The organism is Brevibacterium litoralis, from assembly GCF_040212315.1.
In the GTDB taxonomy this organism is placed as follows: Bacteria; Actinomycetota; Actinomycetes; order Actinomycetales; family Brevibacteriaceae; genus Brevibacterium; species Brevibacterium litoralis.
Window position 1 is genome coordinate 95,187 of record NZ_JBDIUY010000018.1, and the last position, 22,060, is coordinate 117,246.

A 22,060-nucleotide genomic window follows, 5' to 3' on the forward strand; every position below is an offset into this window, starting at 1 on the left:
GGGTGCGGTCGGTGTCGGGCTCAGCGGCGTGGGAGGAAGGCACCCAGCTGCCGCAGGCGGCGTTCGAGGCCCCAGCGGGCGACGCGGACGACGGCCTCCTGGATGATGTCGCCGCTCATCTTCGACTCGCCGAGGACGCGTTCGACGAAGACGATCGGCACCTCGGTGATGCGCAGGCCCGCGTCGGCGACGCGGCGGGTCATGTCGACCTGGAAGCTGTAGCCGCGGGACTCGATGCCGTCGAGGTCGATGGCCGCCAGGGCCTCGCGGCGGTAGGCGCGGAAGCCGGCGGTCGCGTCGCGCACGCCCAGGCCCATGAGGAGGTTCACGTAGATGTTCGCGCCGCGGGACAGGACCAGACGCTCGCGCGGCCAGTTGACGACGGCGCCGCCGGGGATCCAGCGGGCGCCGATGGCCAGGTCCGCGCGGGAGTGGCCGGAGTCGTCGGGGGTGACGGCGGCCAGGAGCTGGGGCAGGTCGCGGCCGCGGTGGGACCCGTCGGCGTCCATCTCGCAGACGATGCCGTACTCGGGACGATCGAGTGCCCAGCGGAACCCTGCGACATATGCCGCGCCCAGGCCGCCCTTGCCTTGGCGGTGGAGGACGTGGACCCGCTCGTCGGTGGAAGCGCGTTCCGCGGCCCACTCCCCCGTGCCGTCCGGGGACGCGTCGTCGACGACGAGGACGTGGGCGGCGGGGCTGTAGCGGTGGATCTGCTCGAGCGTGACGGGCAGGGACTCGCGTTCGTTGTACGTGGGGATGACGACCAATGTGAGCACCGTGCCACTGTATGGCATCTAAGTGGTGTCCTGTGGAGTCCGGACGGAGGGTGGTCCGGGGAGTCCTATCCCGTGCGGGAGCTCTCAGGAACGACCCGGTGCCGACACCTTCGGGCCTCCGTGGAGGTGAGTCCCCCGCGGAGTTTTCTAATGGCGCCGGCACCGGGTCACGGCCGTCGACGAGGTCCCGGGGATCCGGGCCGCCGTGTGGCTCAGGGGTCCGAACTTACTCGGACGAGAGGTCACGGACAACCGCGGTCTGACCTGCAGTGACATGTGTCGGTGCAGGTGAGGCGGGTCAGAATCCGAGGAACTCTGCTCAGGAAAAGTTCAGGAACGGGTCTGCGGTGAGCCTGCGAGCCAGACGGTGACGACCTCGGGGAGCTGCGCGGGATCGGAGAGATCGGGCAGCCCGGCCGTCCCCGACCGGGGGTCTGTGCTCCAGGCGGCCACGCGTTCGTCCGCGACCTGGACGACGAGTTCGGAGACCTTCCAGCGGACCATCGTGGCGGGTGCACCGGGCCGCAGGGTCCCACCCTCGAAATCGCCGGTGGCGCGGTGGGCGAACCGGGTGACGGCGTTGAAGGCGGCACGGGCGGAGATCCCGGCGGTCGTGCCGAAGACGGCCGCGGCGAGGGTCGCCCAGGGGCGCGCCGGGTCGAGGGCGAAGCTCACCTGGGCGCCGGCGGCGAGAAGGGGCGCCAGCGGCTGGTCGTGCGCGGCCGGATCGAGCGTGAGGCCGATCCCGGAGGAGGCGAGCGGGTCCACGTCCTCCGCGCCGAGCGGCGTCGACACGAGGACGCGGTAGGCGTGGCGCTGCGCATGCGTCCGGAAGGCGGAGTCGGCCAGGAGCGTGCGGAGGGCTGCCAGGTCGGCGGCGTCGTCGACGAGGAGGAACCGGGCGGCGGCCGGCAGGGCCGTGGTGTCGAGGTCGGTGACGCGGACGGCGGCGGGGCCGGAAGGCACGGTGTCCGCGGGGTCGGCGGGCGCCTCGGCGGCGTCCAGGGGGTAGGCGTGGACGGTGAAGCCGGCGGGGGCACGGTCAGCGAAGGAGGCCACGGCGGACGACTGGCCGACCACGTGGGCGGCGGTGATGCCGGCGGCGACGAGATCCTCCGCGGTCACGGAGTGGGTGCGGAGGTCGAGCCCGGCGGTCACCAGGCCGGGGGTGACGAAGTCCTCGGCGAGGTCGATGCGGGTGGCGTCGGGGCCGCCCACGGTGTCCGCGGCCGCCTCGTCGCCACCCACCCAGGCGACGGTGGGCCCGTCGACGGCCAGCGCCGTCGCGAACGGGTCGGCGCTGCTGTACACGTCACCGCCGGAGAGGACGGTCGTCGGGGCGGAGGTCTTCGAGGCGGAGTCGTGGAGAGTCACGGTCGGAGAGTATCCCACCCCGGAGGGCCGGTCCGCACCCCGGGAGGGCGTGCGGCAGCGCGTGCGGTGAGGAATGGCGTCCGAGGCGCCCGCTAGGGTGGACGCCGTGAACTCAGCCGCGAACACCACCCCGCTCGTCGTCCTCGACACCCCGGCGCTGTACTACCGGTCGTTCTACGCCATGCCGGAGAACATGACCGATCCACAGGGGATGCCGATCGGGGCCGTGCGCGGTCTCGTGGACTCGGTCGCCGCGCTCGTCGAGGACCTCGGCTCCGCCCGGGTCGTCGCCTGCATGGACGCGGACTGGCGCCCGGCCTTCCGGACCGCGCTCGTCCCGGAGTACAAGGCCCAGCGGGTGACCGACGCCGAACGCGGCATCGAGACCCCGCCGGCACTCGAACCGCAGGTGCCCGTGCTCACCAGGCTGTTGGAACTCGCGGGCATCCCCATCGGGTCGATCGAGGGCACGGAGGCGGACGACGTCATCGCCTCCCTCGTCGTCGCGGGTGTGGCCGCCGGGGTGCCGGTGGCCGTCGTCTCCCCCGATCGGGACCTCCTGGCGCTCTTGCGGGACGGGGCGGACGTGCGCCTGCACCGACCGCGGCCCAAGGGCCAGTGGGAGACCACCCGGGTCGAGGACCTCGCCGGACTCTACGGCGTGCCCGACGGGACCACCTACCGCATGCTCGCCGCCCTCCGGGGTGATCCCTCGGACGGTCTTCCCGGCGCCCCCGGGATCGGCGAGAAGACCGCGGCCAAGCTGTTGGCCGGCTACGGCACGCTCGAGGGGATCCTCGCGGCGGCCGGGGCCGGGCAGAAGGAGCACGGACTCTCCCCCAAACGGCGGGAGAGCATCCTCGCCCACGCGGACGCCGTGCGGGCGACCTTCGAGGTCATGCGCTGCAAGGAGGACCTGCCGGTCGCGGACCTGATGGCCGCGGCCGACCGCGTGGCCGACCGGCGGGATCCGGGCGCGCTGGCGGACCTGGCGCACCATCACGCCGTCGACCGGTCGGTACAGCGATTGCTCACGGCACTGGACGCGGTCGGTGGTGGCGCGCCCGCGGGTGGGGCGGACTCCGGTGGAGCTGCCGCGGGTGGATCCGCGGGCCCGGCGGGTGCCGCGGGCGCCGAGGTACAGGCGGCGCTCCCGATCGACACACCGGCCGTCTCCACGGCCGTCGCCGGACCTGCCGCCTCCTCCGGTACCGCTGAGGCCTCCGGCGAGGGGGCACCCTGGTCGACCGGTCCGTTCTACGGGTTCGATCTGGAGACCACCGGCGTCGACACCCGGACCGCCCGGATCGTCTCCGCGGCACTCGTCCCCTTCGGTCCGGTCCCGGCGGCCACCGGGGGTGCGCGGCCGGATCCCATGCTGCGCGTGCCGCTGGAGCCGCGGGAGTGGCTGCTCGACCCGGGCGTGCCGATCCCCGAGGCGGCGATCGCCGTCCACGGGATCACGAACGAACGGGTGCGTGCCGAGGGGCAGGACCCCGCGACCGGCGTCGCCTCGATCCTCGACGCCCTGGCCGCCGTCGCGGCCGAGGGCGGGGTGATCGTCGGGCACAACGTCGTCTACGACCTCACGATCCTGCAGGCGGAGTCCCTGCGGACCGGACAGACCGCACCCGACGGGACGCCGCGGACCGCCAAGGAGGTCGTCGGCGCGGTCGTCGACACCTTCGTCCTCGACAAGCAGGTGGAGAAGTACCGCCGCGGCAAGCGTGACCTCACGACCCTCACGGCGGTCTGGGGCGTGGCGCTCGACGACGCTCACGACGCCACGGCGGACGCCCGTGCGGCCGCGCTCATGGCCCTGCGGATCGCCCGGGCCCACCCGGAGGTCGGAGGCCTCGACGCCCGTGCCGTCCATGCGGCGCAGATCGACTGGAAAGCGGCCCAGGCTGCGGACTTCCGCGCCTACCTGCAGCGCAAGGGCCGCAGCGGGAACGACGTGAGCGGCGACTGGCCCTTCGAACGCTGAACCCGGGCGGGCTTCGGAAGGCTCGACCCGGACGGGCCCGAGAACACGACCCGAACGGGCCCGAGAACACAGCCTGGAAGCCTCCTGGCAGAGACGTGGCGCGCGCCACCCTAGACTTTGGTCCGGCACGGCCACAGCACCGGCACACCGATCGACGACGAGGAAGAGAGTACGACCGCATGGGACTCCTCACCCGACTGCTCAACCGACCAGGCTCCCAGGCCGGACGCCGGATCGGCTGGTTGCAGAAACGGTGGCCCCGCCTGGAGGAACTGGGCCGGAAGTACGCGGACCTCGACGACGCAGAACTCACGGAGAAGGCCGGAGAGGTCTTCACCACCGGGAATGCGCAGGACCAGGTGCTCGCCTATGCGGCCCTGGCCCGCGAGGTCGCCGACCGCACACTCGGTGAACGCCCCTACGACACCCAGGTGCAGGGCCTCATCGGTCTGCTCGACGGCACCGTCGTCGAGATGAACACCGGTGAGGGAAAGACGCTCGTCGGTGCCCTGGCCGCGGCCGGTTACGCCCTGCGGGGCCGTCGGGTACACGTCGTGAGCGTCAACGACTACCTCGCCGCGCGTGACGCCGACTGGATGCGACCGGTCCTCGAACTCCTGGGTGTGTCGGTGAGCGCCGTCCGCGGTGACGACACGGAGGACGCCCGCCGGGAGGCCTACCGGTCCGAGGTTGTCTACGCCTCGGTCTCGGAGGTCGGCTTCGACGTCCTCCGCGACCGGTTCGTCCTCGACGACGCGGACGTCCGCGTGGGTGACCGCGAGGTCGTCATCGTCGACGAGGCGGATTCCGTGCTCATCGACGAGGCCCGAGTGCCCCTCGTCCTCGCGGGGTCCTCCACGCTGGAGGACGCCGACGCGGAGATGGCCGTCCTCGCCGAGAACCTGGTCCCCGGCGTCCACTACGAGGTGAGCGCCGACCACAAGGCGGTGTCGCTCACCGAGGAGGGCATCGAACACGTCGAGGTCGAACTCGACGTCGACCTGTTCGGAGAGGACGCGGCCACGTTGGCCTCCCTCAACCTGGCGCTCTACGCCAAGGCGCTCGTCAAGCGGGACGTCGACTACCTGGTCGTCGACGGCCGCATCAAGCTCGTCTCCGAGTCCCGTGGCCGGATCGCCGAACTCCAGCGCTGGCCCGACGGGCTGCAGGCCGCCGTCGAGGCGAAGGAGAAACTGCAGACCACCGCGAGCGGCGAGATCCTCGACCAGATCACCGTCGAGGAACTCATCCACGGTTACACGACGGTCTGTGGCATGACGGGCACGGCTCTCGCCGTCGGTGACGACCTACGGGAGTTCTACGAACTGGAGATCGTTCCGGTCGAGCCGCACGAGAAACTCATCCGCGTCGACGAACCCGATCGCCTCTACACCTTCCAGGAGTCGAAGGAGAAGGCGATCGTCGAGGAGATCTCGGCCGCCCACGCCGAGGGCCGACCGGTGCTCGTGGGCACCCGGTCCGTGGCGGAGTCGGAGAGCCTGGCCGAGCGCCTGCGCGCCCGCGGCGTCGAGTGCGCGGTCCTCAACGCGAAGGACGAGGCCGACGAGGCCCGGATCATCGCCGCGGCCGGACATGCCGGTGCGGTGACGGTGTCCACGCAGATGGCCGGACGCGGTACCGACATCCGCCTCGACACCGAGGCCGAGGAGGCCGGTGGCCTGCTCGTCATCGGCGCCGGACGCTACGACTCCTCCCGCCTCGACGACCAGCTGCGTGGCCGTGCGGGACGCCAGGGTGACCCCGGGACCTCCGTCTTCTTCACCTCGCTCGAGGACGACCTCATGGCCCGCGTACCGGAGGCCCAGCGCTTCGTCGAGGAGGGTGACGAGACCGGTCACATCACCGCCAAGCGCGCCGCCCAGCTCGTCGAGCACGCCCAGCGCACCGCCGAGGGCGAGAACACCGCGATCCATCGTGACACCTGGCGCTTCAACCAGCTCATGAGCCGCCAGCGTGAGGTCGTCCTGCGCCGTCGTGCCGCCGTGCGGTCGATGGAGGGTGACGAGTCCGGCCAGGACGAGGTCCGCACCGCACTCGGTGACGAGGCCTGGGACGCGATGGTCGACCGGGTGGGCGAGGAGGTCCTCCGGGAGGCGGTCCGCGACGTCCTGCTGTTCCGCCTCGACGCCCGGTGGGTCGACCACCTCGCCTTCCTCAACGACCTGCGCGAGGGCATCCACCTGCGCACGCTCGCCCGGGAGAAGCCCCACGAGGCGTTCAACACCGAGTCGATCCGCGCTTTCGGGACCTTCTGGGAGGACGTCGTCGAGCAGTCCGTGACGACCTTCGAGGACCTCCCGGAGGACGCCCTCACCTCCGCGGGCATCGACCTGCCGGCCCAGGGCATGAAGCGGCCCTCGTCGACGTGGACCTACCTGACGACGGAGTCGACCTTCGGCTCCGACATCGAGTCCTTCGTCAAGCGGGTCGGCGCGGCGAGCACCTGAAGCGCGCGCCACTCACAGTCGAGAGGGCACATACCCGCGGATTCCGGTCTCGGATCCGCGGGTATGCGCCCTCTCGCCTTCAGCAGCGGTGGGGTGCCGGGGGGCGGGCGGCGTCGAGCACAGTTCAATCCGCGACGACCCCGCGGCGGATCGCCTCGGCGGCGCGGCGGACGGTCGGCGCGGTGGCCGGGGCGCACACCTCGGCGACCTGCCCGAGGAGGTCGAGTGTCTGTTTGGCCCAGCGCACGAAGTCGCCGGCCGCGATGTCGCTCGACCCGAGCGCGCGGGTGAGCGTGGCACCCTCGGTCCACCGGAACACGGCGTTCGCCAGTCCGTCGTCGGGCTCCGGGGTCGTGGGCAGCCCGGCGTCCTCCTCCAGGCGGTAGAGGTCCTTCCAGAGTCGCTGGAGATCTCCGTAGGCCTCCTCGACCCCGGCCGAGGGCAGGGTCCTCCGGCCGTACATCTCGGCCCGGCGTGCCTGGTAGACGAGCGTCGAGGCGAGTGCGGCGACCTCCGGCTCGTCGAGACGGTCCCACAGCCCCTCGCGGACGGTCATGGCGGTGAGCAGGTCCCGCTCGCCGTAGATCCGGCGCAGGATCCGGCTGTCGTCGGGCAGGAACCCGAGGGTGGTGAGGACCTCGCGGACCCGGACGAAGACCTGGGCGATCGAGCTCGTGCGCTTCTCGATCTGCCGGGTGAGCCCGGCGCCCTCCTTCTCCAGACGGTGCACCCGATTGGCCCAGCGGGCGTGCGCCTCGCGGTCGGGGCAGTCGTGGCAGGGATGGGACCGGATGGCCTCCCGCAGCCGCTCGATCTCGTCGACGTCGACCCGGGCGCCCTTCGTCCGGGCACGCCCGCCCTCCTGCCGGGAGCGCGCGATCGCCTCCGCGGGTCGTTCGACCTTGCCGGCCTCGAGGGCGGACGCGAGCGACTGGGCGAGCCGGTGCCGCTCTCCCCCGCTGCGGAGATTGAACTTCTTGGGCATGCGGACGCGGCCCAGCGGCAGGGCCGGGTGCTGCACCTCGTGCGGGCGAAGGTGCCAGATCTTGCCGTTCTCGGTGAGCACACTCGGCAGTCGCGTGGCCCCGCCCCGGTTCTCCGTGCCGGTCAGGACGACGGCCGCCCCGCGGATCTTCGACCCCGGCAGGACGATGACGTCACCGGGGGCGACCTCGTCCAGGGACTCCAGGGCGGACACCTGCCGCACCCGGTTGCGCGTCTTCCCCGCTGACTTCTCGGTGTCGGTCAGTTGCTGGCGGAGCGCCGCGTACTCCTCGAAGTCGCCGCGGTCGCAGGCCATCGACTTCCGGTACCCGGCCAGCGCCTCCTCGTTCTTCCGCACGCGGCGCGCGAGTTCGACGACACCACGGTCGGCCTGGAACTGGGCGAAGGAGGTCTCGAGGACCCCGGTCGCGTCCTCGACGGTCATCCGCGCCAGCAGGTTGGCCGTCATGTTGTAGGTGGGCGTGAACTGGCTGCGCAGCGCGTAGGTGCGCTTCGAGGCCAGGGCACCGATGTCGGCGAGCTCGATGCTCGGGTGCCAGACGACGAGTGCGTGGCCCTCGACGTCGATGCCGCGCCGCCCGGCACGCCCGGTGAGCTGGGTGAACTCGCCCGGCGTGATCTGCACGTGGGACTCGCCGTTGAACTTCGTGAGCTTCTCGAGGACGACGGTGCGCGCGGGCATGTTGACCCCGAGTGCGAGGGTCTCGGTGGCGAACACGAGCCGCAGGTAGCCGTCGGCGAAGAGTTCCTCGACGAGTTCCTTGAAGGCGGGGATGAGGCCGGCATGGTGGGCGCCGTACCCCTTCATGAGCCCTTCCTGGAAGGAGTGGAAGCCGAGCACACCGAGGTCCTCGGTCGCGACTTCGTCGATCAGGTCGTCGAGCCGGGCGAGGATGTGGTCCTTCTCCTCCTGCGTCGTGAAGTCCGCTCCGCCGGCGAGCATCTGCTCGACCGCGTCGTCACACCCCCGACGGGAGAAGATGAAGAAGATCGCCGGCAACAGTCCGACCTCGTCGAGCTCCCGGGCGATGAGCACCCGCGAGGGCCGCCGGAACCGCAGGTGACCGCCCGGACGCCGGTACTTGTCCCGGCGTGAGCCGCCGCGCCCGACGAAGGGCCGGACCACCTGCTGGAGGTCGCGGGAGACCCGCGGGGGTCCGGATCGACCCACTGCCGCCGAGGCGCCCTGCACTCCCGGCCCGCGCTTGGCCGCGGTGCCCTTCCCCTTCTTCACGGAGCCGTTCTTGTTGGAGCCCTTCTTCCCGGTCCCGCTCCGGTCACGGTGCCCACCGGGACCGGTGGTGTCGCCGGCCGGGCCCGAGGGTTCGAAGAGCGGGTGGATGTCGGTGCCGACGGCCACATGGTGGTGGAGCGGGACCGGACGGTGCTCGGAGACGATCACCTCGGTGCTGCCGCGGACCTCGGACAGCCAGTCGCCGAACTCCTCGGCGTTCGAGACGGTCGCCGAGAGGCTCACCAGCCGCACGTGCTCCGGGAGATGGATGATGACCTCCTCCCAGACCGGCCCGCGGAAGCGGTCGCCGAGGTAGTGCACCTCGTCGAGCACGACGAAGCCGAGATCGGCGAGGTCCTGCCCGGCGTAGACCATGTTCCGCAGGACCTCGGTCGTCATGACGACGATCGGGGCGTCCCGGTTGATCGTCGTGTCGCCGGTGAGGAGACCGACCCGGGAGGCGCCGTAGCGCGCCGAGAGGTCCTGGAACTTCTGGTTGCTCAGGGCCTTGATGGGCGCGGTGTAGAAGACGCGGACGCCGCGGGCGATGGCCAGTGCCACCGCGAACTCGGCGACGACGGTCTTGCCGGCGCCGGTGGGTGCGGCGACGAGGACGGAGCGTCCGGACTCCAGGGACTCACAGGCACGGACCTGGAAATCGTCGAGGCCGTGGTCGAACTCGAGGCGGAAGTCGTCGAGCACGGACCCACCGCGGGTCCCCTTCGACGCGGAGTCCTGATGTGGGGCACGGCCCTTCCGCGACCGAGTTTTCGCCGTGAATGCTGCGTAGGCCTGCGCGGGCGTGAGCTCGGAATCCATGATCCCCGATGATACGCGTGTCAGAGGAGCCGCCGGGTGTGCGGGTACTCACCCCGGAGGCAGAGGGATCAGCCCTGAGCAGCGGCGGGGTGCCGGGGCTCGGGCGGCGTCGGGCTCACTCCTCCGGCTCGACCCAGGTGCCATCCGCGATCATCTTCTTCTTGACCCTGCGGTCGTGGAGGAAGCAGAGCAACCAGGCGAGGGAGAAAAGGACGGTCATTGGGACCACAAGAATGAACATTGACAATACATCAGGTGCTGGGGATGCCATTGCTGCAAAAACAAATATCAGCACCACTAGCCAGCGCCAAGACTTTTGTATTCGCTTGGCGGAAAGAATTCCCAGCATGTTAAACCCGACCATGAATACCGGCAGGACGAAGGCGAGGCCGAACACCACGATGACCACCATGACGAAGGTCAGGTAGTCCTGTGCTGGGATGATGTTCGTCGACCCCTCCGGCGTGAAGGACGTGAGGCCCTCAACCGCCTTCGGAATTGCGAACCACGCTAGACCAGATCCCCCGATGAACAGTGGTAGTGAGGCGAAAACGAAAGAAAGAGCGTACTTCTTTTCCTTCTTGGTAAGTCCGGGCAAAATAAATGCTGCTGCTTGGAAGAGCCAGACTGGTGAAGACACGAGTACACCGATAAACAGTGAAATTTTGATCTTCATGTCAAAGGGCGAGGCGACCGAGGCGAAATTCACCTCGGCGACACGTCCGGCCTGGTCGGAGATCTCCTTGACCGGGGCCTGCAGGAGCTGCAGGACCGGGTCGTAGAGGAACCAACCGGCGACGGCACCGACGAGCACGCCGAAACCGGCGACGAGCATGCGGTTCCGGAGCTCCTTGAGGTGCCCCATGAGCGGCATGGTCCGCTCGGGGTTACGGGTCTTCTTCATCCTGGGAGGGGCGGGGAGGGTGGGACCCACCGGTCAGTTCTTGCGGTCGGTCTCGTCCACGGTCACACCGGGGACCTCGTCCTTCGACGTGGCCGTCCCGGTCCGTGCCTCACCCGCGCGCTGGGCGTCGGTGATCTCCTGCGGGGTGTCCTTCTCCTCGGAGTCGTCCCCGCGTAGGTCCTTGACCTCGGACTTGAAAATCTTCATCGACTTGCCGAGGTTCTTTGCCACCGACGGAAGCTTGGGAGCACCAAAGATGACAAGGATGACGAGCAGTACGACGATCAGGTGCCAGGGCTCGATGGAGCGAAACATGGTTTCCTTCGGTGGTCGTGGGTACGGCGACGGTTCATTCTAGACCCGGTGCCTGGGTGTTCCGTCACCAGTCACGCACGGTATCGGCTCGCGCGACCGGGATGGTTCACCCCTGCGTCGGCGACTGGCCACCCGGGCGTAACCCGAGGGCCTCCTCCGCCCGCGCGATCGCCCGATCGACGGCCGGCGGCGTACCCCCGGCCCCGTCGGCGTACCCGATCGCGCGGACGTGCGGGCCGTGCTGCAACAACAGGCCCGTCAGCCAGGCCGATCCCCAGGGACGGTAGACGAGCGTGACGGAGCCTGGCCCGTGCGTGTCGTGCACGGTCCGGGCCCCGACGATCTCGTCGGCGAGCCACGAGGCCTGAGGATCGAGCACGAGCACGACCTCCCGGTCGTCGTCCCGGGCGTCCTCCTGCCCGGACGCCGTTCCCGAGGCGCCCTGGTCCTCTCCCCGACGCAGCCCGTCCGGTTCCTGCTCGGACGCCGCTCCCGAGGCGCCCCGGGCGTCCGGTGCTCCTGTGCGGGGCGCCTCGGCGGCGGGGGTCGTGGGTTCGGTGGCGGCCGGGGCGAGGGCGCGGATGTGCTCGACGGCGAAGGTCCGCTCGCCGCCGGCGGTGTGGCACCAGGCGTCGAGGCGTAGGCCGTCGGCCAGGCGCAGGCGGCGCGGGGTGACGGTGCGTTCGGTGAGCTCGTCGCGGGAGGCGACGTAGTAGACGAGGTCGAGGGTGGTGCCCCGGCGGATCGCGGCGTCGAGGGCGTCGCGGAACTCGGCGGGCACCTCGGGGACGGAGAGACGGGCGGGTGCCCCGGCCTCGGAGCTCGCCAGGGTGGTGAGCAGCTTGTCGCGGACGGAGTCGACGGTGCGGCGGACCTCGTGGCCGGCGGTGGCGGCGAAGAAGTCGAGCGCGATGAGGAGCGCGGCGGTCTCGGTGCCGTTGAGGCGGGCGGGGCGGGCGATCTCCGCGGCGTTGTCGACGACGATCCGGTCGCCGAGGACCTCCGCGCGGATGTAACCGGTGTGGGGCTCGTCGGCGCGCCCGACGACGCTGATGGTGCCGAGTTCGGCCTCGAGCTCCTCCGGGGCGAGACCCAGGTGGGCGGCGGTCTCGTCCAGACGCGCGTCAGGGTGTTCGGTGACGTGGACGAGGAGCCGCAGCCAGCGCTGGACGACGTCGACGGCGTCCTCCCGCTTCTTGTACACCTTCTTCTTCCGGCCCGCGGCGGTCTCCGGGAGGTCCGGCAGGGGTGTGGCGGCCGCGCGGCGCAGCCCGTCGGCGGTGGCCCGCAGGTGGTCCTGCAGTGCGGTCGCCGTCGACTCCGGGGCGACGATGACGGCGTGGGGTACGAGCGGAGCGACCCGGGCGACGAGGGCGGCGGGTTCGGCGACCTCCAGGCGCAGGCGGTCGCGGGAGCCGGCGGCCAGACGGATGGCCGCGGGTTCGATCTCGACGGCGTCGTCGCGCAGCGGGGTGCCGCGTCCGGGCACGACAGCGAGGTCGACGGCGATGGGGCCGGTGTCACGCTGGTCGGCGTCGAGGGACCGGAACCCGGCGGCGATGTCGAAGTCGGGGTCGATCTCGAAGGTGCGCGCGCCGGACGAGCCACCGAGGGCGCGGATCGGCCCCTCGACGCGGGACAGGCGGAAGTACCGCACCCCGTCACGGTCGAGGTCGTATCCGGCCAGATAGGCGGTCCTCCCCCGTTGGTGGATGCCCCAGGGTTGGACGGTGCGGCGGGAGGGCGCCTCGCCGGGCTTGCGGTAGCGGAAGGACACGGGGCGGCGTTCGTCGACGAACCGTTGGGCGTCGCGCAACGTCGCGTCGACGAAGGTCGGGGTGCCGAGGTGCGGGGCGAGCGGCGCCGGGCCCGGGAGGGTGGAGGCGAGGGTGGCGTCGTCGGGGTCGGCCGTGGGATCGGTGCCGGTGAGGTCGCCACCGTCGGCGCGGAACTTGCGGAGGACGCGTTCCATGTCCCGCTCGTGCTCGGAGCCGCGCCAAAAGCCGCGGGCGAGTGACAGGACCGCGCGTTCGGGGCCGGTGAGGGTGATCTCCGGGAGGGCGAAGTCCTCCTGGGCGATGCGGTAGACCGGCTCGGACAGGGCCTCACCGCGAGGTGTCGTGGGAGCCTTGCCCGTGCGGGGCGCCTCGGCGTCGGGGTCCGCGTCGAGGGCCGCGAGTTCGGCATCCGTGGGCTCCTCGGCGACGTCGAGGAGCCGGGGTCCCTGCGCGTCGTGGGTGATGGCCTGGATGCGCACGCCGAGCTCGCGGAGCTTGGCCTTGTCGCGGTCGAACTGCTTGGTGAACGCCTCGTTCCCCTTGGTGGTGTCCGGGTGCGCGCGGTACGGCTCGACGAGGCGTCGGATCTGTCCGGCCGTGAGACCTCGTTCCGATCGGCGCAGCACGTAGAGCAGCGTGAGGAGGCGTTCGGACTGGTCATGCACTGGGGTACCCACGAGGCCTGAATGTAGCAAGCATCACCCGGCGACGGCCTGGCGACAGACCGGCTACTGTCCAGTGACTGCCCGGCGACTTTCCGGCCACGGTCAGACAACCGCCCCGATGTCCCCGGTGACCCCGGATATGTCGTGACATACCGAGGGTCGCCGACGATATCGGGGCGGGGTGCCGGGTGGCGTCGGGCACAGCCTGTGGGGTCCTGGTCCGGGACTCCGGCTGTGGTTCCCGGTACGGTGGCGTGCATGATCCATTGGCGCGAGGCGACAGTCGAATCGGTGAAGGGCGAGTGGCCGGGGGTCCGCGAGGTGTGGGCCCGCCCGTCGACCCCGCTCCCCGGTACCGCGGGCGAGCAGAGCAGTGAGGCGATCGCGCCGATCCGGGCGATCGCCTATGCGGACCTCGTGGGGACTCCCGAGGAGGGTGATCGGGTCCTGCTCAACGTGTCGGCCCTCGCGCGGGGGCTGGGGACCGGGGGCTTCGCGCTCGTCGTCGCGCTGCCGGACCGCCTGCCCGCCGATCCCCCGCCGGCCGACGGGCACCTGGTGAAGGACCGCTACTCCCCCACGCAGACGATGGTGCTCGGGGTCGACGATCAGGAGTCACCACACCATCACGTGCTCGCCGAGGCGCGCTCGATCGACGGCATGCCCGTCGTCGTCGCGGACCTCCACTCCGCACTGCCCGCCGTCATCGCGGGTCTGCGGACCGCGGCGCCCGAGGCCCGTGTCTCCTATGTGATGACCGACGGAGCCGCGCTCGCGCTGCCGTTCTCCCGCGCCGTCGCCGGTCTCGTCGAGGCGGGGTGGCTGCACTCCACGTTCTCCGTCGGCCAGGCCTGGGGAGGTGACCACGAGGCGGTGACGGTCCACTCGGCGCTGCTCGCGGCGCGCCACGTCGTCGAGGCCGACGTGGTGGTCGTCGCACAGGGTCCGGGCAATCTGGGGACGGGCACGCCCTTCGGGTTCTCCGGCATGGTCGTCGGGGACCACCTGAATGCGGTGGCGGCACTCGGGGGCGAACCGGTCGCGTGTCTGCGGATGTCCGATGCGGATGCCCGCGGCCGCCATTACGGGATCTCCCACCACACGCTCACGGCCGTCGGGACGGGGGCGCTCACCCCTGTGCACCTGCCGGTGCCGGACTTCCGTGACATGCCGCAGAAGGAGCGCCTCAAGTGTGACCGTGACCCGGCCATGATCTCCGACCTGGCGGACGAGCAGGTGACCGAACACCTGGCTCGTCACCGGCGGGTGGACGTCTCGACGGTGGGGTTGTTCGAGGCGCTCACCTCGTCCCCGGTGCGTCTGTCGACGATGGGGCGCGGGCTCACCGAGGACACCCCGGCCTTCCTCGCCGCGGCCGCCGCTGGCCCCCACGCCGCGACACTCCTGGGCTGACGCGCCCGAGCGTTCCCGAGGTACCCAGCCGGCATGCCAAGGGAGGGCGCGGGGGGGTGTGAGGTTTCCCCCGAGGGGATAGCGGTCGGGCATACATCGGCCCCGCCCCCGACCGGAGTCCTACGGAGGTCGGGGGCGGGGCCGATGTGGGCGGGAGGGGTGGTTCTCACACCCCGCCGCGCCCGGCACCTCTACACGCGGACTGCAGGGCGCCTTGGAAGCGAGACGGGTGTGGTCAGCCGATCCCTTCGAGATCACACACGAACACGAGCGACTCACCGGGAGCGATCGTGCCGGGGACGCCCTGCTGGCCGTAGGCGAGGGAGGACGGGATGCGCAGCGTGCGGCGGCCGCCGACCTTCATCCCCTGGACGCCCTGGTCCCAGCCGGGGATGACCATGCCGACGCCGAGCTGGAAGCGCAGCGGCTGGCCACGGTTCCAGGAGGCGTCGAACTCCTCGCCGGTCGAGTGCGAGACGCCGACGTAGTGGACGGACACGATGTCGCCGGCCTTGGCCTCCTCGCCGGTGCCGATCTCGTTGTCGACGATCTCGAGCTCGGTGGGGGCGGTGTCGCCGGGGAAGTCGATCTCGGGCTTGGTCTTCGCCATGGTGTGCTCCTCTGGAGTCAGTCGTTACGTATGGAAGTCGGTGGTGCGGGCCCGGGCGACGGGGAACCCCGTGGTGGGGTGCCGGGGTCCGGGCGGCGTCGAGCGCAGTGTCAGCGTGTGGTCTTCAGGATGTCGATGACGAAGACGAGGGTCGAGTTCGGCGGGATGGACTCGCCGCTGCCCTCTTCGCCGTAGCCCTTCTCGGGCGGGATGACGACGAGGATCTGTGAACCGACGGTCTGACCCTGGAGCGCCTCGTTCCAGCCGTCGATGACCGGGGCCTGGCCCACGCCTTCGACCGGGAAGGGCTGACCGCGGTCCCAGCTGCTGTCGAAGGGTTCCGAGGCGTCATCCCACAACCAGCCGGTGTAGTGCACGGTGGTGGTGTCGCCGGCCCGGACCTCTTCGCCCTCGCCCTTGATCGCCACATGGGTCTGGAGCTCCGTCGGCGCGTCGCCCTCCGGCTGGGTGATGCTAGGGGCACCGTCGTCTCCGCGGGTGAGCTCCGGCATTCCTTCCGGAAGGTCCTGCTCCTCACCCTCTGCGCGGGTGAGGACGTCCTCCACACCGGTGATGTCGATGACGTAGAGGAGTGTCTCCTCCTCCGCGCCCTGGGTGGCGGCACCGTTGAGGGTCATGAGCACGCGGCTGCCGACGGGGACGTCGATGAGCGCGTCGAACAGCGACTGGTTGATCTGCGAGGTGTCCATCGGGAAACCGGCGGGGGTGTCGGCCTCGTAGGAGCTCTCGATGATCTCCCCGGATTCTCCGGAGACCAGTGTCATGTTGGCCGTGACCTGCTGACCTTCCTTCACGGTCTCGCCGTCACCGGGCCGGACCACCGCGCTCGTCGTGTCACCGATCTCCAGCGGCGTGTCGAAGCTGACCTCCGGCTGGGCGTCGGTCGCCCCCTCGACGGCGACGTCCTCCAGCGAATCCGCTCCGGCGCCCGCGCCACAGGCGGTGAGGAGGAGCGTGGCGGCGGTGAGCGCACCGAGCACCGTGGTCTTGGCTGTCCTGTGCAGCACGTGGTCTCCTTGCTGTTCCGTATGGGCCGACGGTCAGTCTAGGGGGTCCGCCGCCCCGCCGTTCCCAGGCGACGGGAAGCCGGGCGACGGGGAGCCGGGAAGCCGCTCAGGCCTCCGCTGCGAGCCCCTCGATGAGGGTGTCCGCGGCCGCGCTCGTCGGATCGAAGGGATCCTTGAGGACGACGGCGCGCTGCATCCGGTCGTTGAGGCGCAGGTGCACCCAGTCGACGGTGAAGTCACGGCGGGCGTCGTGCGCGGCCTCGACGAACCGACCGCGGACCGCCGCCCGGGTGGTCGCCGGTGGCTGCGTGGTCGCGGCGGTGACGGCCGCCGCGTCGACCGTCCGCGCGGCGAGCCCGGCGGCCTCGAGCTTGGGGAACAGTCCGACACCGGGGGTGACGTCGTGGTATGCGAAGTCCAGGCGCGCGAGCCGGGGATCCGCGAGTCCGCCGGACTCCCCCGCCCCCGACTTCTGCAGGTACCGGTCCATGAGCTTCTTCTTGATGACCCAGTCGATCTCCGTGTCGACGGCGGAGAAGTCACCGGACTCGGTCGCCTCCAACATGCGGGACCACAGGTCGACCACCCGGGAGGCGGTCGACTGGTCGCCGAGCGAGTGGTCGCCACGGTCGACGAGGGTCCGGGCGCGCTCCAGGTAGATACCGAGCAGTGCCCGGACGGAGAGCTTCCGCCCGTCCCTCAGCTCGAGTTCCGTCGACCCGGTGAGGTCACGGGCGACCCGCCGGATGTCCCGGATGGGGTGGCGCAACGTGAGGTCCTCGATCGGTGCACCGGACTCGATGAGGTCGATGACGAGTCCGGCGGACCCGACCTTGAGCTCCGTCGTCGTCTGCGACATCGAGGAATCCCCGACGATCACGTGCAGACGGCGGTACTTCTCCGCGTCGGCATGGGGTTCGTCGCGGGCGTTGATGATGGGCCGGGAACGGGTGGTCGCGGACGACACGCCCTCCCACATGAAGTCCGAGCGGGGCGACAGTCCGTAGACGAGTTCGCTCGTGGGTGCCACGACCTCGGTCCGCGGCGCGTTCGGGTTGGCCCGGGTGACGTCCGCCGGCTGCATCTCGGTGCTCACGGCCGCGGGCAACACCGCACCGGCACCGACGAGCAACTGCCGGGCGACGAGGAACGGCAACAGCGCCGAGGTGAGGTGCGAGAAGTCCATGCTGCGCCGGATGAGGAAGTTCTCGTGACTGCCGTAGGAGTTCCCCGCGGAGTCCGTGTTGTTCTTCACCAGGTGCGCGGTACCGTCCAGGCCCTCCTCGACGAGGGTCGCCTGGGCCTTGGCGAGGAGGTCGACCATGAGCTCCTGTCCGGCGGCGTCCTGCGCGACGAGATCGGGGATCCGGTCGCACTCGGCGGTCGCGTACTCCGGGTGGGAGCCGACGTCGAGGTACAGCCGGGCGCCGTTGGGTAGGAACACGTTCGACGACCGCCCCCACTCGACGACGGGCCGGAACAGGTACCGGGCGATCTCCTCGGGGCCCAGGCGACGGCCCTCCCCCGCGGTGTACGCGATGCCGTACTCGGTCTCCAGACCGTAGATCCTCTTCATGCACCGATCCTCTTCATCAGCCCAACAGCTCCCGCAGTTCGTCCACCGGCAGACGGCGGAACTTCCGGTGCGAGGTCACCGTGCGGTCGAGGACGGCCGCCTCCAGGTGCTCGACCGGGATCGTGCCCTCGCCGGGATCGGTGAGGGCACGCACGGCGTCGGCCAGGGCGACGTCGAGCGCGGCCGAGGCGCCCGCCGAGTCCTGCAGACGCGTGGCCACCGCCTCCGCGCGGCCACCGATCGCCACGTGGTCGCCCTCGTCCGCGACCGAGCCGTCGTAGGACAGCCGGAACAGACGGTCGGACTCCGGGGTGTCGCCGACCTCGGCGACGACGAGTTCGACCTCGAAGGGCTTCGACTCGGTGGTGAACACCCCGGCGAGCGTCTGCGCATAGGCGTTCGTGAGACCCCGGGCGGTGACGTCGATCCGGTCGTAGGAGTACCCGCGCAGGTCGGCGTAGCGGACACCGGCCTGCCGGAGGGTCTCGAACTCGTTGTACTTGCCGACGGCCGCGAACCCGATGCGGTCGTAGATCTCCGCAACCTTGTGCAGGGTCTGCGAGGGGTTCTGCGCGAGCATGAGGACGCCGTCGGCGTAGCGGGTGACGACGACCGACCGGCCGCGCGCGATCCCCTTCCGGGCGAACTCCGCCCGGTCCTTCATGAGCTGTTCGGGTGAGACGTAGAACGGCTGACTCATGCCTGGCTCCTTCCGGCCCGGGCGTCGACGACCTCGCGGGCGACGGCCAGGACCGCGTCCTGGTCGACCCGGGTGACGCCGGTTCCGTCGACGGTGTACACGACGGGGGCGATGGACCGCATGAAGTCGGGTCCACCGGTCGCGGAGTCGTCGTCCGCGGCGTCGACGAGCGCCTCGACCGCGACACGGACGCCGTCGGAGGCCTCCAGACCGGGGGTCCACAGCTTCTTGAGCGCCCCGCGGGCGAAGCCGGAGCCCGAACCGATCGAGTGGAAGGCGACCTCCTCGTACTTGCCGCCGGTCACGTCGAAGGAGTACAGGCGTCCCGACTCCCGGCCCGGGTCGACCCCGGCGAAGAGCGGGACGACCGCCAGGCCCTGCATGGCGAGCCCGAGGTTGCCGCGCAGCATGGAGGCGAGCCGGTTGGCCTTGCCCTCCAGGGACAGTGGCGTGCCCTCGATCTTCTCGTAGTGCTCGAGCTCCAACTGGAACAACCGTACGAGGTCGAGCGCCAACCCGGCGGACCCGGCGATACCGACGACCGACGCGGAATCGGCCGCGTGGACCTTCTCGATGGTCCGGCTGGCGATGAGATTTCCCATCGTCGCGCGACGGTCACCGGCCATGACGATGCCCGAGGCGGTCGTGAGCGACACGATGGTGGTGCCGTCGGGCGCCTCGACGCCGTGGTGGGGATCGGCACCGGCGGCCCGGACGGCGAGGTCGCGGGTCATGGCACCGTCACCACCGGGCAGCACGTGTGGGGCGTGGGCGCGCGCGAACTCGACGAAGGAGTTCGAGGTCGAGTCGAGGAAGGCGGCGGGGAATCCGGTGTTCACTGCCCGCCCTTCTGGACGAAGTTCTTGACGAACTCCTCGGCGTTCGACTCCAGGACGCTGTCGATGTCGTCGAGGACGTCGTCCACGGCCTGCGTGTTCACCTGGGCCTGCGCCTGCGGCTGGACCTCCGGGAGGTCGTCGGGTGCGCCCGAGTCCGTGCGGTTCCGGTTGATCTGTTCCTGGTTGCTCATGTGCTTCTCGCTCGTTCCTTCTGTTCGCCGGTCATCGAGGGGATGGACACGTGCCGGTCAGTCTACGTGTGGCCCTCGGACACGCTTCTTCGACGGCTGGTACTCACCGACTCGGCACTCCCAGCGCCGCCAACAGGCCGGGGACGTCCTCGACGCCGTCCAGACGCTCCTTCAGCAGTGCTCGTGTCCCCTTGAGCGGGTACTTCATCGGCACCCGGACGGCTGTGTCCTCGCCGGTCGCCAGTACGAGCGAGTCCCAACTCGCCGAGACGAGCGCGGGCGTGAACCGGCGGACGACGGTGCCGCGCAGCCAGGCGCGGGTGTCGGCTGGTGGGCCGTCGACGGCCCGCTCGACCGCCTCGGGCGTGGTGTAGCGCTGCAGTCGCCCGGCGGCCTCGAGCTTGTGGAAGAGCCCCTTGGCCGGGCGGACGTCGTGGTACTGGACGTCGACGAGGGCGAGCTTGGGGTGGTCCCAGTCGAGGCCCTCCCGCTGCCGGTATCCCTCCAACAGCGCCCACTTGGCGACCCAGTCGACGCGGTCGCGCAACTGCATGGGATCGGTCGCGAGAGCCTCCAGGAACTCCTGCCACAGGGCGAGCACCTCGGCGGTGTCGGCGTCCGGGTCCGGGCCCGCGGCCGAGCGTGCCGCCTCCAGGTACAGCCTCTGGATCGCGATCGCGGACATCGTCGACCCGTCGGCGAGGGTCACCCGGTGGGTCAAGGACAGGTCGTGGGAGACGGCCCGGAGCTCGGCCACGGGGTCGGCGACCTCCAGGTGCGGCACCCGGCCGGTCTCGATGAGCCCGAGGACGAGCGAGGTCGCCCCGAACCGCAGGAGCGTGGCCGGCTCCGCGAGCGTCGAGTCGCCGAGGATCACATGGAGGCGCCGGTACAGCGTGGAGTCGGCGTGCGGCTCGTCACGGGTGTTGACGATCGGTCGGCGCAGGGTCGTCTCCAGGCCCACCTCGGCCTCGAAGAAGTCCGCACGGGAGGAGATCTGGTAGCCGGGCACCTCGGACTCCTGCCCGATCCCCACGCGGCCGGCCCCGCACAGGATCTGACGGGTGACGAAGAAGGGGGTGAGCCCGGCGACGATCGCCTCGAAGTCGACGTCCCGGTCGACGAGGTAGTTCTCGTGCGCCCCGTAACTCGCCCCCTTCGAGTCGGTGTTGTTCTTGTAGAGGTTGACCGGCTGCGCACTGCCGGCCAGGTGTTCGACGGCGCGGGCGGCCACGACGTCCCCGGCCCGGTCGTAGAGCACGACGTCCCGCGGGGTGAGTGACTCCGGCGAGGAGTACTCGGGGTGCGCGTGGTCGACGTACAACCGGGCCCCGTTCTCCAGCACGACGTTCGCCAGGTACTGCGCGTCCGGCTGCGCCTGCGGCAGGTGGGTGAGCTGCGAGACGTGGGCGTCCTCGACGCTCATGAGGAACCCGCGGGCGTCCCGCAGCGGCGACTCCGTCTCGAAGTCCCAGAAGTTCTGGCTCGACCGCAGGCCCCGCGGCCCTGCATAGGCGTCGACGACACGCGCGGAGTCCCGCATCGGGTTGGCGTGCGGGTTCTGCGGTTGACTGATGCCGAACTCGGTCTCCGCGCCCATGATGCGGTGCACCGAGAGGAGCTCCCGCCCGGTCTGCGTGCCCGGGACGGCGTCTGCCGCTCCCGGCGTGTCGGTTCCCTGCGTCATCGGTTCCGTCCCTTCTTCCCTCTTAGAATGCCACGGTGGCCCAGAACAAAACTCTTCACGTGTCCCTCGCCCTCGTGGTGGATCTGCTGTTCGTCGTCGTCTTCACGGTGATCGGGCACTGGACCCACGCGAAGAACCTCGAGATCTCCGGCATCATCGACACCGCCTGGCCGTTCGTCGTCGCCCTCGTGCTCGCCTGGGTGCTCAACGCGGTGTGGGTGGCACCGGCGGCCCCGCTGCGCACCGGCGTCGGCCTGTGGGCGACGACAGTGCTGCTCGCCATGGTCCTGCGCGCCGTCATCGGCGAGGGGACGGCCGGCACGTTCATCATCGTCGCCGCGTCCTTCAACTTCGTAACCCTCGTCGGTTGGCGCGTCGTCACCGCCGCATCCCGCTCGAGAACTCGGGTCTGACGACCCGCACCCCCGCTTCCGAGGCGCCCTGTACTTCCCATGGGAAGTACAGGGCGCCTCGGAAGCGGGGGTGCGGGTCGTCAGACCCGAGTTCTCGAGCGGGATGCGGCGGTGACGACGCGCCAACCGACGAGGGTTACGAAGTTGAAGGACGCGGCGACGATGATGAACGTGCCGGCCGTCCCCTCGCCGATGACGGCGCGCAGGACCATGGCGAGCAGCACTGTCGTCGCCCACAGGCCGACGCCGGTGCGCAGCGGGGCCGCCGGTGCCAC

General features: G+C 70.7%; 18 protein-coding genes. 4 read left to right on the top strand and 14 right to left on the bottom strand.

The window, feature by feature from the left end; all coding sequences use genetic code 11:
- Positions 1-20: 20 nt before the first annotated feature.
- Both AAD496_RS06200 and AAD496_RS06205 read right to left on the bottom strand, forming a co-directional pair.
- Positions 21-779 (bottom strand): polyprenol monophosphomannose synthase, encoded by a 759-nt coding sequence (locus tag AAD496_RS06200; protein ID WP_349827788.1) that lies wholly within the window; start codon positions 777-779, stop codon positions 21-23.
- A gap of 330 nt (positions 780-1,109) precedes the next feature.
- Positions 1,110-2,153 carry a metal-dependent hydrolase gene (locus tag AAD496_RS06205; protein WP_349827789.1) on the bottom strand — a complete coding sequence of 348 codons (1,044 nt, stop codon included), beginning with the start codon at positions 2,151-2,153 and terminating at the stop codon, positions 1,110-1,112.
- 106 nt (positions 2,154-2,259) lie between these two features.
- Between AAD496_RS06205 and AAD496_RS06210 the strand changes: the two genes are divergently transcribed.
- Both AAD496_RS06210 and secA2 read left to right on the top strand, forming a co-directional pair.
- The gene (locus AAD496_RS06210) at positions 2,260-4,140 is read left to right on the top strand and encodes a 5'-3' exonuclease H3TH domain-containing protein (RefSeq protein ID WP_349827790.1); all 1,881 of its coding nucleotides are present in this window, start codon (positions 2,260-2,262) and stop codon (positions 4,138-4,140) included.
- Between the two features lie 179 nt (positions 4,141-4,319).
- Entirely contained in the window at positions 4,320-6,608 is a 2,289-nt protein-coding gene (secA2, locus tag AAD496_RS06215; RefSeq protein WP_349827791.1) for an accessory Sec system translocase SecA2, read from the top strand.
- A 124-nt stretch (positions 6,609-6,732) separates the two neighbouring features.
- On the opposite strand, the gene AAD496_RS06220 is transcribed toward secA2, so the two are convergent.
- The 4 genes from AAD496_RS06220 to AAD496_RS06235 form a co-directional block, all read right to left on the bottom strand.
- On the bottom strand, positions 6,733-9,666 hold the full coding sequence (locus AAD496_RS06220) for a DEAD/DEAH box helicase (RefSeq protein WP_349827792.1): 2,934 nt from the start codon (positions 9,664-9,666) through the stop codon (positions 6,733-6,735).
- 115 nt (positions 9,667-9,781) lie between these two features.
- Complete coding sequence (gene tatC, locus AAD496_RS06225; RefSeq protein ID WP_349827793.1) at positions 9,782-10,570, bottom strand: twin-arginine translocase subunit TatC; 789 nt, start codon at positions 10,568-10,570, stop codon at positions 9,782-9,784.
- Positions 10,571-10,603: 33 nt separating this feature from the next.
- Positions 10,604-10,885, bottom strand: a complete 282-nt coding sequence (gene tatA / locus AAD496_RS06230; RefSeq protein WP_349827794.1) for a Sec-independent protein translocase subunit TatA — start codon at positions 10,883-10,885, stop codon at positions 10,604-10,606.
- 106 nt (positions 10,886-10,991) lie between these two features.
- Positions 10,992-13,340, bottom strand: a complete 2,349-nt coding sequence (locus tag AAD496_RS06235; RefSeq protein ID WP_349827795.1) for a WYL domain-containing transcriptional regulator — start codon at positions 13,338-13,340, stop codon at positions 10,992-10,994.
- A 246-nt stretch (positions 13,341-13,586) separates the two neighbouring features.
- On the opposite strand from AAD496_RS06235, the gene AAD496_RS06240 reads away from it, so the two are divergent.
- Positions 13,587-14,741, top strand: a complete 1,155-nt coding sequence (locus AAD496_RS06240; protein ID WP_349827796.1) for a DUF3866 family protein — start codon at positions 13,587-13,589, stop codon at positions 14,739-14,741.
- A 235-nt stretch (positions 14,742-14,976) separates the two neighbouring features.
- On the opposite strand, the gene AAD496_RS06245 is transcribed toward AAD496_RS06240, so the two are convergent.
- From AAD496_RS06245 to dop, 7 genes are all read right to left on the bottom strand, one after another.
- Positions 14,977-15,351, bottom strand: a complete 375-nt coding sequence (locus tag AAD496_RS06245; RefSeq protein WP_349827797.1) for an FKBP-type peptidyl-prolyl cis-trans isomerase — start codon at positions 15,349-15,351, stop codon at positions 14,977-14,979.
- Positions 15,352-15,461: 110 nt separating this feature from the next.
- Positions 15,462-16,379, bottom strand: coding sequence for an FKBP-type peptidyl-prolyl cis-trans isomerase (locus AAD496_RS06250; RefSeq protein ID WP_349827798.1), 918 nt, complete (start codon positions 16,377-16,379; stop codon positions 15,462-15,464).
- A gap of 106 nt (positions 16,380-16,485) precedes the next feature.
- On the bottom strand, positions 16,486-17,955 hold the full coding sequence (pafA, locus tag AAD496_RS06255) for a Pup--protein ligase (protein ID WP_349827799.1): 1,470 nt from the start codon (positions 17,953-17,955) through the stop codon (positions 16,486-16,488).
- A gap of 16 nt (positions 17,956-17,971) precedes the next feature.
- On the bottom strand, positions 17,972-18,655 hold the full coding sequence (gene prcA / locus AAD496_RS06260) for a proteasome subunit alpha (RefSeq protein WP_349827800.1): 684 nt from the start codon (positions 18,653-18,655) through the stop codon (positions 17,972-17,974).
- Entirely contained in the window at positions 18,652-19,494 is an 843-nt protein-coding gene (gene prcB / locus AAD496_RS06265; RefSeq protein ID WP_349827801.1) for a proteasome subunit beta, read from the bottom strand. Before prcB ends, prcA begins: the two co-directional genes overlap by 4 nt.
- Positions 19,491-19,685, bottom strand: a complete 195-nt coding sequence (locus AAD496_RS06270; RefSeq protein WP_349827802.1) for a ubiquitin-like protein Pup — start codon at positions 19,683-19,685, stop codon at positions 19,491-19,493. Before AAD496_RS06270 ends, prcB begins: the two co-directional genes overlap by 4 nt.
- Positions 19,686-19,788: 103 nt before the next feature.
- Complete coding sequence (dop, locus tag AAD496_RS06275; RefSeq protein ID WP_349827808.1) at positions 19,789-21,285, bottom strand: depupylase/deamidase Dop; 1,497 nt, start codon at positions 21,283-21,285, stop codon at positions 19,789-19,791.
- A 122-nt stretch (positions 21,286-21,407) separates the two neighbouring features.
- Between dop and AAD496_RS06280 the strand changes: the two genes are divergently transcribed.
- Positions 21,408-21,785 carry a DUF3054 domain-containing protein gene (locus tag AAD496_RS06280; protein WP_349827803.1) on the top strand — a complete coding sequence of 126 codons (378 nt, stop codon included), beginning with the start codon at positions 21,408-21,410 and terminating at the stop codon, positions 21,783-21,785.
- 80 nt (positions 21,786-21,865) lie between these two features.
- Here the strand turns inward: AAD496_RS06280 and AAD496_RS06285 are convergent.
- Positions 21,866-22,060 (bottom strand): DUF3054 domain-containing protein (locus AAD496_RS06285; RefSeq protein WP_349827804.1); only part of this gene is annotated, 195 nt, incomplete at its 5' end.

Excerpts from the sequence above, each read along its gene's own strand:
- AAD496_RS06270 (WP_349827802.1), bottom strand. The coding sequence starts at position 19,685 with ATGAGCAACCAGGAACAGATCAACCGGAACCGCACGGACTCGGGCGCA.
- AAD496_RS06245 (WP_349827797.1), bottom strand. The coding sequence starts at position 15,351 with ATGGCGAAGACCAAGCCCGAGATCGACTTCCCCGGCGACACCGCCCCC.
- tatC (WP_349827793.1), bottom strand. The coding sequence starts at position 10,570 with ATGAAGAAGACCCGTAACCCCGAGCGGACCATGCCGCTCATGGGGCAC.
- dop (WP_349827808.1), bottom strand. The coding sequence starts at position 21,285 with ATGGGCGCGGAGACCGAGTTCGGCATCAGTCAACCGCAGAACCCGCAC.
- secA2 (WP_349827791.1), top strand. The coding sequence starts at position 4,320 with ATGGGACTCCTCACCCGACTGCTCAACCGACCAGGCTCCCAGGCCGGA.
- AAD496_RS06240 (WP_349827796.1), top strand. The coding sequence starts at position 13,587 with ATGATCCATTGGCGCGAGGCGACAGTCGAATCGGTGAAGGGCGAGTGG.
- tatA (WP_349827794.1), bottom strand. The coding sequence starts at position 10,885 with ATGTTTCGCTCCATCGAGCCCTGGCACCTGATCGTCGTACTGCTCGTC.
- AAD496_RS06220 (WP_349827792.1), bottom strand. The coding sequence starts at position 9,666 with ATGGATTCCGAGCTCACGCCCGCGCAGGCCTACGCAGCATTCACGGCG.
- prcA (WP_349827800.1), bottom strand. The coding sequence starts at position 18,655 with ATGAGTCAGCCGTTCTACGTCTCACCCGAACAGCTCATGAAGGACCGG.
- pafA (WP_349827799.1), bottom strand. The coding sequence starts at position 17,955 with ATGAAGAGGATCTACGGTCTGGAGACCGAGTACGGCATCGCGTACACC.